This window comes from Vibrio sp. 99-70-13A1 (assembly GCF_013114625.1).
Taxonomy (GTDB): domain Bacteria; phylum Pseudomonadota; class Gammaproteobacteria; order Enterobacterales; family Vibrionaceae; genus Vibrio.
In genome coordinates, this window is sequence record NZ_VTXD01000058.1 from 1 (window position 1) to 10,902 (window position 10,902).

General features: G+C 42.0%; 8 protein-coding genes. 4 read left to right on the forward strand and 4 right to left on the reverse strand.

Annotation, left to right across the window (positions count from 1 at the left end):
• Nucleotides 1–143 precede the first annotated feature (143 nt).
• The 4 genes from F0226_RS21385 to F0226_RS21400 all read left to right on the forward strand — a co-directional run bounded on the left by F0226_RS21385 (nucleotide 144) and on the right by F0226_RS21400 (nucleotide 6,738).
• Entirely contained in the window at nucleotides 144–2,342 is a 2,199-nt protein-coding gene (locus F0226_RS21385; RefSeq protein WP_171737528.1) for a heparinase II/III family protein, read from the forward strand.
• A 2-nt stretch (nucleotides 2,343–2,344) separates the two neighbouring features.
• On the forward strand, nucleotides 2,345–4,498 hold the full coding sequence (locus tag F0226_RS21390; RefSeq protein WP_171737529.1) for a heparinase II/III family protein: 2,154 nt from the start codon (nucleotides 2,345–2,347) through the stop codon (nucleotides 4,496–4,498).
• A 161-nt stretch (nucleotides 4,499–4,659) separates the two neighbouring features.
• Nucleotides 4,660–5,664, forward strand: coding sequence for a Solitary outer membrane autotransporter beta-barrel domain (locus F0226_RS21395; protein ID WP_171737530.1), 1,005 nt, complete (start codon nucleotides 4,660–4,662; stop codon nucleotides 5,662–5,664).
• Between the two features lie 261 nt (nucleotides 5,665–5,925).
• Complete coding sequence (locus F0226_RS21400; RefSeq protein WP_171737531.1) at nucleotides 5,926–6,738, forward strand: fumarylacetoacetate hydrolase family protein; 813 nt, start codon at nucleotides 5,926–5,928, stop codon at nucleotides 6,736–6,738.
• A 134-nt stretch (nucleotides 6,739–6,872) separates the two neighbouring features.
• Here F0226_RS21400 and phnE (F0226_RS21405) read toward each other — a convergent pair whose 3' ends face one another.
• From phnE (F0226_RS21405) to phnD, 4 genes are all read right to left on the reverse strand, one after another.
• Nucleotides 6,873–7,703 (reverse strand): phosphonate ABC transporter, permease protein PhnE, encoded by an 831-nt coding sequence (phnE, locus tag F0226_RS21405; RefSeq protein ID WP_171737532.1) that lies wholly within the window; start codon nucleotides 7,701–7,703, stop codon nucleotides 6,873–6,875.
• Nucleotides 7,704–7,713: 10 nt separating this feature from the next.
• Nucleotides 7,714–8,577, reverse strand: a complete 864-nt coding sequence (gene phnE, locus F0226_RS21410) for a phosphonate ABC transporter, permease protein PhnE (RefSeq protein WP_253820885.1) — start codon at nucleotides 8,575–8,577, stop codon at nucleotides 7,714–7,716.
• Nucleotides 8,574–9,407, reverse strand: a complete 834-nt coding sequence (gene phnC / locus F0226_RS21415) for a phosphonate ABC transporter ATP-binding protein (RefSeq protein WP_171737533.1) — start codon at nucleotides 9,405–9,407, stop codon at nucleotides 8,574–8,576. The genes phnE (F0226_RS21410) and phnC overlap by 4 nt, the downstream gene beginning before the upstream one ends.
• A 79-nt stretch (nucleotides 9,408–9,486) precedes the next feature.
• Nucleotides 9,487–10,443: a phosphate/phosphite/phosphonate ABC transporter substrate-binding protein gene (phnD, locus tag F0226_RS21420; protein WP_171737534.1), complete on the reverse strand. Its 957-nt coding sequence runs from the start codon at nucleotides 10,441–10,443 to the stop codon at nucleotides 9,487–9,489.
• Between the last annotated feature and the right edge of the window lie 459 nt (nucleotides 10,444–10,902).

The window sequence follows — 10,902 nt, forward strand, 5'->3', positions numbered from 1 at the left end:
GTTTATAAGGTTTTATGTGATTATGGTCATCATTTTAAGATGAATTAGTATTACTAAAGCTCATATTGTATTACTTTATAGAAAGTTTATGAATCAAACCTAAGTTTAAACAAACAAACTCTTTATTGAGGGTGAAAAAGAATATGACTACACAACCAGTATTGTTGACAGAAGCGGAAATTGAAGCGCTTCATTTAGAAGTCGGTCGTTCTAGCTTAATGGGCAAAACCATTGCTGCGAATGCAAAAGATTTAGAATCGTTTATGCGCTTACCTATTGATGTTCCTGGTCATGGAGAAGCTGGCGGATACGAGCACAACCGTCACAAGCAAAACTACACGTATATGAACTTAGCTGGTCGCATGTTCTTGATTACTAAAGAACAAAGATATGCTGATTTTGTAACTGAATTACTAGAAGAGTACGCAGATAAATACCTAACTTTTGATTATCACGTACAGAAAAATACGAACCCAACAGGTCGTTTATTCCACCAAATTCTTAATGAGCACTGCTGGTTAATGTTCAGCAGCTTGGCTTACTCGTGCGTTAAATCTACGCTTACTCAAGCACAACGTGACAATATTGAATCTCGTATTTTTGAACCAATGCTAGAAATGTTCACTGTTAAATATGCTCACGATTTCGACCGTATTCATAATCACGGTATTTGGGCAGTCGCGGCTGTGGGTATTTGTGGTTTGGCTCTAGGTAAGCGTGAATACTTAGAAATGTCTGTATTCGGTATTGATCGTAACGACACTGGCGGTTTCTTAGCGCAAATCTCTCAACTATTTGCTCCTTCTGGTTACTACATGGAAGGCCCTTACTACCACCGTTACGCGATTCGACCAACATGTGTATTCGCTGAAGTGATTCACCGCCACATGCCAGAAGTTGATATCTACAACTACAAAGGCGGCGTGATTGGTAACACAGTACAAGCAATGCTTGCGACAGCTTACCCTAACGGTGAATTCCCAGCTCTGAACGATGCTTCTCGTACAATGGGCATCACAGATATGGGTGTTCAAGTTGCAGTAAGTGTTTACAGCAAACATTACTCTTCAGCTGAGGGTGTTGACCAAAACATTCTTGGTATGGCAAAAATTCAAGATGCAGTATGGATGCACCCATGTGGTCTTGAGCTATCTAAAGCATACGAAGCGGCTTCTGCTGAACAAGAAATCGGCATGCCTTTCTGGCCAAGTGTTGAATTGAGCGAAGGTCCTGAAGGTCATAATGGCGCGCAAGGCTTTATCCGTATGCAGGATAAGAAAGGCGACGTTTCTCAGTTAGTGATGAACTACGGTCAACATGGTATGGGTCACGGTAACTTTGATACGTTAGGTATTTCTTTCTTCAACCGTGGTCAAGAAGTGCTACGTGAATACGGCTTCTGTCGTTGGGTCAACGTTGAGCCAAAATTCGGCGGTCGTTACCTAGATGAAAATAAATCTTACGCTCGTCAAACGATTGCTCACAATGCGGTAACCATTGACGAAAAATGTCAGAATAACTTTGACGTTGAACGTGCAGACTCAGTACACGGTTTACCTCACTTCTTTAAAGTAGAAGACGAGCAGATTAACGGCATGAGTGCATTCGCTAACGATCACTACCAAGGTTTTGACATGCAACGCAGCGTGTTCATGCTAAACCTTGAAGAGTTAGAATCTCCGCTATTGTTAGACCTATATCGCTTAGACTCTTCAAAAGGCGGCGAAGGCGAGCACCAATACGACTACTCACATCAATTTGCAGGTCAGATTGTTCGCACGAACTTTGAATACCAAGCGAATAAAGAGTTGAATACTCTAGGTAGTGACTTTGGTTATCAGCACCTTTGGAATGTCGCAAGTGGTGAAGTGAAGGGCACAGCACTAGTTAGCTGGCTACAAAACAACACTTACTACACATGGCTAGGCGCAACGTCTAACGACAATGCTGAAGTAATCTTTACTCGTACTGGTGCTAATGATCCAAGCTTCAACCTACGTTCAGAGCCTGCGTTCATTCTACGTAGCAAAGGTGAATCAACACTGTTTGCTTCTGTTCTAGAAACGCACGGTTACTTCAACGAAGAATTTGAGCAATCTGTAAGTGCACGTGGTGTTGTAAAAGACATCAAAGTAGTGGCTCACACTAACGTAGGTTCAGTAGTAGAAGTCATCACTGAGAAATCAAATGTGACAGTGATGATCAGCAACCAGCTTGGCGCGACTGACAGTACTGAACACAAAGTAGAACTGAACGGCAAAGTATACAGCTGGACGGGCTTCTACTCAGTAGAAACAATTTTAAACCCAGAATTAGCAAGCACAGCAGAGCAGGGGAAATAATAATGAGCTATCAACCACTTTTACTTAACTTTGAGGAAGCAGCAGAGCTTCGTAAAGAACTTGGCAAGGATAGCCTATTAGGTAACGCACTGACTCGCGATATTAAACAAACTGACGCTTACATGGCTGAAGTTGGTATTGAAGTACCTGGTCACGGTGAAGGCGGCGGTTACGAACACAACCGTCACAAACAAAACTACATCCACATGGATCTAGCGGGTCGTTTGTTCCTTATCACAGAGGAAACAAAGTACCGTGATTACATCGTTGATATGCTAACTGCTTACGCAACGGTATACCCAACACTTGAAAGCAACGTAAGCCGTGACTCTAACCCTCCGGGTAAGTTGTTCCACCAAACGTTGAACGAGAACATGTGGATGCTTTACGCTTCTTGTGCTTACAGCTGTATTTACCACACAATCTCTGAAGATCAAAAGCGTCTTATCGAAGACGACCTGCTTAAGCAGATGATCGAAATGTTCGTTGTGACTTACGCGCACGACTTCGATATCGTACACAACCACGGCTTATGGGCAGTGGCAGCAGTAGGTATCTGTGGGTACGCGATCAACGATCAAGAGTCAGTAGACAAAGCGCTTTACGGTCTGAAACTAGACAAAGTAAGCGGCGGTTTCTTAGCGCAACTTGACCAACTGTTTTCGCCAGACGGCTACTACATGGAAGGTCCTTACTACCACCGTTTCTCTCTACGTCCAATCTACCTGTTTGCAGAAGCGATTGAACGTCGTCAGCCTGAACTTGGTATCTACGAATTCAACGATTCAGTGATCAAGACAACGTCTTACGCGGTATTTAAAACGGCATTCCCAGACGGAACATTGCCAGCTCTGAACGATTCATCGAAGACGATTTCTATCAACGATGAAGGCGTTATCATGGCAACGTCTGTGTGTTACCACCGTTACGAGCAGACTGAAACATTACTTGGTATGGCTAATCACCAACAAGATGTTTGGGTTCATGCTTCTGGTAAAACACTGTCTGACGCTGTTGATGCAGCAGACGACATCAAAGCATTCAACTGGGGTAGCCTGTTTGTAACTGACGGTCCTGAAGGCGAAAAAGGCGGCGTAAGCATCCTTCGTCACCGTGACGAGCAGGACGACGATACAATGGCGTTGATCTGGTTTGGTCAACACGGTTCTGATCACCAGTACCACTCTGCGTTAGACCACGGTCACTACGATGGTTTGCACTTAAGTGTATTCAACCGTGGCCACGAAGTACTGCACGATTACGGCTTCGGTCGTTGGGTAAACGTTGAGCCTAAGTTTGGCGGCCGTTACATCCCAGAGAACAAGTCTTACTGTAAGCAAACTGTTGCTCACAACACCGTAACGGTTGATCAGAAAACACAGAACAACTTTGATACCGCATTAGCTGAGTCTAAGTTTGGTCAGAAGCACTTCTTCGTAGCAGACGATAAGTCTCTACAGGGTATGAGCGGTACGATTTCTGAGTACTACGCAGGTGTAGACATGCAACGCAGTGTGATTCTTGCTGAACTTCCTGAGTTCGAGAAGCCACTAGTGATTGATGTATACCGCATTGAAGCTGACGCCGAGCACCAGTACGACCTACCAGTTCACCACTCTGGTCAAATTATCCGTACTGATTTCGATTACAACATCGAAACGACGCTTAAGCCGTTAGGTGAAGACAACGGTTACCAACACCTTTGGAATGTTGCTTCAGGTAAAGTAAACGAAGAAGGTTCTCTAGTGAGCTGGCTACATGACAGCAGCTACTACAGCCTAGTAACCAGCGCGAATGCAGGCAGTGAAGTGATTTTTGCTCGCACTGGCGCTAACGATCCAGACTTCAACCTTAAGAGTGAGCCTGCGCTTATCTTACGTCAGTCTGGTCAAAACCACGTGTTTGCTTCTGTACTAGAAACACATGGTTACTTTAACGAGTCTATCGAAGCCTCTGTAGGCGCTCGTGGTCTAGTTAAATCAGTATCTGTTGTGGGCGATAACAGTGTCGGGACTGTTGTTCGCATTCAGACTACTTCTGGTAACACTTACCACTACGGTATTTCAAACCAAGCTGAAGACGCGCAGCAAGCAACTCACACTGTTGAGTTTGCTGGTGAGACATACTCATGGAATGGTGCCTTCTCACGATTGTAATGACGTAATTACCTTATCAAGTTTTTTGATAAGGTATGAAATGACAATTAATTGAGACAACTATAAAGCCAGGAGTTTAACTTCTGGCTTTATTTTTTGTTTATCATTATCCGCTTGTTTTCTATAATCTTATCGAATGGTTTGTTCAGAGGTATTGATGTATGGAAGCTAGGCGGGAAGGAAAGTGCTATATCACGCACATACTGATAGGCATTTGTGCGTTCAATATTCTTATACTTTCAGAGCAAGCTAAAGCTGCCCTCAACGTAAACAAAGCCGCGCGCGATCTCCTCGAAAGTAGATTTGCCACATCCATCATTCTCACTGATAGCGATGCGATCGAATTTGGTATAAAAAGCTTTGATCCTAATGGTGTTTTCCATACACAAAATGATGATCTTGGTAATCAAAGATCATTAGAAAATCGTAAAGAAAAATCAGTTTATGCTTTACCTCTTACTTATCACTTTGATATTGAAGGTAGCCCAAATCGTTCTGTATTAATGCTAAAAGCTTTTGCTATAGACACGGAAGAGGAAGTTTCACTAATTAATGATTCACAGCCAAAAGATACGATTAAGGAGCTTACCCTTGGTGGTTCTGTCGGATATGGCTATGAGATGCACTTGGCTGACGGTTTTACATTCACGCCTAGCGTGACTTCCCACTTAATCTATTACAAAAACACTTACGATGCTCGAAGCCCATTTTCCGAATTGTTTGAACAAACTTTTGATGGTTTGTTACTGAATACATCAGCATGGTCCAATATTTTTGAAACTGCAGTGGCACTTAACTATGACTTACCAACCTCTTGGGGTAAGTGGCATTTTGGGTCGCAATTAAAATATTTTTATGGCTACACGTGGGGGGAAGCAAGAGATGCGGGTAACCCACACGGTGGGTATGTGACGAATCAGGCCACAGCGTTTATTGATATTTACGATCAAAAACAGACGATCTTTGCGGGCATAAAACGAATTGATATGTCTGATGAGTTGGTTTTAGAGTTTGGTTCTAATCATTACTATGAAGCTTCTTTCGGCTGGCTATTCAATAATCCAACCAAGTGGGATTGGGTCGACAACATCGGATTAGGTGTGAATTTCAATTACGGATCGAATTTGAAAGGTGGCAGCATTGTTCTCTACTACAACAAAATGTGATGTTATATACGACACAAAGCAGTAATTTTCCTTCCTTCCTTCCTTCCTTCCTTCCTATCAATGACCATCCCCTTTACTGTCGCCAATACACAGGGAAGATATTAAAGCGATAAATTTGTAATTCGTTACCTCGTAAATTCAAACGCCTTATTTTCACAACACCTTGTTTTACCAAGGCATTCTTGATTTTTGCGTCTATACTGATCTCTGTATCGTCGTATTCGTAATGTACTAGTGTGAATAAATAATGGAATGAACTATATGAAATGGATTCTTGGTTGTTTAGTTTCTATCGTGTCGGTAACAGCAATCGCAGACGTTGAGCATTTTGTTCGTTATGAACATAAGGGAAAAATTCAGCATGGGCTGTTGAGCGATAAAAAAATCACACCGATAACTGGTAACATATTCGATGAATACAAGCTTGATAGCGAGATCAAGCCCATAAATGAGTCGGATGTTTCTTATTTATTGCCTACTGTTCCTGAAAAAGTGTTTGCAGTGGGAATGAATTACGTCAGCCATTTTGCTTCCCACCCAGATCTACCACCTCCGCTATTTTTAAAGTTACCATCTTCATTGATTCTTTCTGGTGAAAAAATTCATGCACCTTTTGATGCTAGAAATGTGCACTTTGAAGGAGAGCTCGTTATCGTAATCGGTAAAGAAGTGAGTAAAGTTAGCCAAGAAGAAGCAGAAGATGCAATTTTTGGTGTCACGGTAGGAAATGATATTACTGAAAGAACTTGGCAAAACAACGATCTGCAATGGTTAAGAGCAAAAGCATCTGATGGGTTTGGACCTATTGGTCATACAATTGCGAGAGGTATTGACTATAACAACGTTGAACTGACCACACGGGTTAATGGCGACATTGTGCATCAAGAAAATACCGCTCTTATGATCCATAGCCCAAGAAAAGTCGTCAGTTATTTGAGCCATTATTTCACCTTGAAACCGGGTGATCTTATTTTTATGGGGACGCCGGGTAAAACTCATGCATTATCAGACAAAGATAGAGTGACAGTGTCAATTAAAGGGGTAGGTTCTGTAACTAACGAAATTCGATTTTAAACGTGATTCCCAGTCTAACCTCTGTGTTGTTTCCTATAAAAAATCAGCCAACACAATGTGTGGCTGATTTGGTTTATGTTGGTTGGTTTCGTCTATGTTCGTTGATTTAACTTATATATTGCTAATATCGCGGATCAAATGAACGCTGTTCGTGCCTTGGCTGCAAGCCATTCAGAAAAAATAACTGTCACCAGAATGGCACAGAAAATCACTGTGACTTGGGGCCATGCTAGCATCGCCATTGATTCCTGAAGTTTCAAACCAATCCCGCCTGCGCCAACCAAGCCTAAAACTGTCGACTCGCGAATATTAATATCCCAACGAAATAAGCTGGTTCCTATGAAACTTGGCATTACTTGCGGAAGAATTCCGTAGTTTAAAACTTGAAGAGGCGCAGCCCCAGTCGCTTGAATGGCTGACATTTGAGTTACATTCACTTCTTCGATCGCCTCGTACATGAGCTTTGCTACAAAACCAATTGAACGAAGTGCGATAGCGATGATACCAGCAAGTAAGCCCGGGCCAATAATGGCAACAAGCAATAAAGCCCAAATTAGTGAATTAATTGAACGGCTTGCAGCAATGATGAAAAGAGCAATAGGCCTTATAAACGTGGTACTTGGTGTGGTGTTCCGCGCCGCTAAAAACGCAACTGGAAAGGCCAAAACAATCCCAAGTAAAGTGCCTAATGTTGCGATGTTGATGGTGTCCCATAGCGGGCTCCAAAGTGAATCTAGGTAGCTCCATCTTGGAGGCCACATACGCGAAGAAATATCCGCGAGTTGATTGGGTGAATCCGTGACAAAGTACCAAATTGTATCTTTGTTCATGACTTGCCAAGCAAAAACAGTTAAAGCAACAAAACTAAGCCAGCCAACCCATAGCATTAGGCTTTGTTTACTGTTGTATCGTTGCCATTGTTTTTGATTGATGGAGTTTTGTGATGTTTCATTTAAAGTGCTCATGCTTAACTCCTTACTGCACATGTTTGCGAATGATGGTGGATAAGTATTCGCACAACATCACAATGGCAATAATGATCAATAAAATCGCGGCTGCCGCGCTGTACTCATAACGATCCATTGCTGTATTTAAAGTCGCACCAATACCACCGGCTCCGACAATGCCTATCACAGCCGATTCACGGAAGTTGATATCAAGGCGGTACATAGAAAGCCCAATAAAACGAGGCATTACTTGTGCTTGAATGGCGTAGTTGACTTGTTGCAGCCAACTCGCCCCTGTTGCACGCATTGCAGTTAGTGGCGCAGGGTCGATAGCTTCAATTTCATCAGCGAATAATTTTGCAAGAAAGCCAATGGTTGCAAAGGTTAAAGTGACAAAACCAGCAAACGTACCAAAGCCGAACAGGGCAACACATAAGATCGCGACAATAATTTCTTGCAAGCTACGAGCAATAGAAATAAACCCACGACAAAATAAATAAACGGGCATAGGCGCGAGGTTTTTAGCGGCACCTAAACCAAAAGGAATAGAAAGAATGACACCAGCCACAGTTGAAGTAAGAGTCATGGTTAAACTTTCGATAAGCCCTTGGTGAATATTCTCCCAGCGACCACTGAAATCAGGGTTCATGAACGCAAGGATGAATTGCCAGCCACGCTCGCTTCCTTCATAAATACGAGCCCAGTTGACGTGTACCGATTGGGTAGCAAGATACAAATAGACTGCAATTACAACAAGCAAGCCCCAGCGTAGCCAAGCATTTGAAATCAGAGGCGGCTTTGTCCAATGTTTCGGATAGGTTTGAGCTTTTTGAGCATATGATTGAGCGGACTTTGAATACTGTTCAAGCTGATTTTGGGAGTGCTCTATCATGCCGTTGCCTCTGGCAATTGAGGGTTAACCGAGACAAGGGGACTAACCGTGACAATTTCATCTTCATCATCAGTTTGCTGGCTCCAATCTTCGGCACCATAAATTTTAGTTAATACATCTTCTGATAGTTGATTTGGTTTATCGTCAAATACGACGTAACCCGCATTCAAACCCACAACACGGTCAACAAACTGTTTAGCTAACTGAACATCATGAATATTGATGATGGCTGGTAGCTTTTGCTCAGAGCAGATCTCACTAATTAAACGCATAATTTGGCGGGCAGTTCGGGGATCAAGTGCGGCAGTTGGTTCATCAATCAAGAGTAGCTTAGGCTTTTGCGCCAGGGCTCGAGCAATACCAACACGCTGACGTTGACCGCCAGAAAGTGCATCTGCTCTTTTATTGGCATGTTCTAATAAACCCACACGGTCGAGTAGGGCATAAGCTGCTTGAATATCCGATTCAGGGAAACGCCTTGTAAAGCTTTGCCAGAAATTCACATATCCAAGACGACCCGAAAGCACGTTTTCCATCACGGTTAAGCGTTCAATCAGAGCATACTCTTGGAAGATCATTCCAATTTCACGTCTTGATTGTCTAAGTTGACGCTTAGATAAGGTTTCAAGATTGGTATTTGAGAAAATGACTTCACCTCTGGTGGGCTCTGTTAATCGATTAATACAGCGAATAAGGGTCGATTTTCCAGCTCCTGATGGTCCAATAAGCCCAACAACTTCGCCTGCGTTAACCGCTAGGCTGACATTTGTCAGTGCTTTATCAGAATTGGAGTAATGTTTGGTGAGTCCCTTGAGAATGAGAGTAGACATAAATTTCCTATAAAAACGGCTTGTTCCTGAATAAACCGTTGTTTGGTTTACTCAGTACAAGCCGTTTAGTGCTCAATAATTAACTGCAGGTATATGAAACGTTATTTGCGGTATCGATAGTTCGGATCACTTCCCAGTGTTCTTGGTAAGTAATAGGAACAAATTTCGCTTCACCATTACGCTCAAACTCTTCTTGAAGCTTTGTGCCTTCCCAGTCGAAAGTAAAAAATGCTTTCTGAATTTTTTCTTGGAGTTCTGGGTTTAGGTTGTGCGCAGTACCATAAGCTGTCGTTGGAAAGGTTTGAGATTTGTAGATACTTTTAATTTGGTCATCTTTGACGACTTCTCTTGAAAGCATGCGGTTCAATACTGAATTCGCAATGGCTGCCGCATCGTAATCTTTATGAGCAACACCAAGAATTGAGTTGTCATGCGCACCAGAGAATGCAGGGGTGAAATCGCGTTCAGGTTTTAGTTGATATTCAGCATTGAGAATCGCAGAAGGTGCCTTGAAACCTGAGTTAGACGTTTGCGAGGTGAATGCAAGGTTCTTACCTTTTAGGTCTTCAACTTTTTCAATACCAGAACCTGGATGGGTAATGATTTCCATCTCGTAACCAAAAGAACCATCTTTAGCTGCCATCATAGTGAAAGGAGCAAAACCAGCGCAATTTACGGCAAGTGGTGTAGACCCTGTGTTGAAGCCTGCAATGTGTAAGCGACCAGAGCGCATTGCTTCAATTTGTGCTGCATTGTTTTGAACAGGGAAGAAGCGAACTTTTTTACCTGTTGTTCTCTCAAGATGAGATAAGAATTCACTCCAAACATCCGCATATACTGCAGGATCTTCAACAGGCGTATAAGCAAAAATTAGCGTACTTGGGCTAATCCATTCAGATTGGTTGCTCGGTACATCGGCAACAAGGTTACCTGAGCGATCTTCGTAACGAGAGTCCATAGCAAGAGAAGACCCAGAAAAAAGAAGCGCAGCGGTAATCGCACTTTTTAGTGTTAAGTTTATTTTTCTTGTGTTCATTGTGACTAACCAATTGAGTTGTTTGTATGGGAAGCAATATAAACACTGGTTATGACAAATTGGATTCAGTTTGATTACGTATTTATGTACGTATGTAACAATTGTTGTAACAATATTATATTAAATGCCGAAGGTGTTGCTTATTTGAGTATGTTGCAAATAACTGTGAAGAAGCGCCTGTAAATGTTAACTCTTTGAACGTTTAAATAGACTTATTGTCTTATGAATACTTGGTTTTAACACATTGATCTTTTGAGCTCGAAGTAAAAGCTTTTGATTTGAAAATTGCACAAACAATCAAATTTTAGTTGTTTTTTATAAATGATAAATAAATTTAAGTCATTGTTATTAAAGGTTTATGTATTTATTTTAAATTTTTTGTGCAATTTGGTTTATATATTGCTTTCTGAGGGAATGAATTGACCATATTCGATTTGGTGTCACATATATGATTAGCAC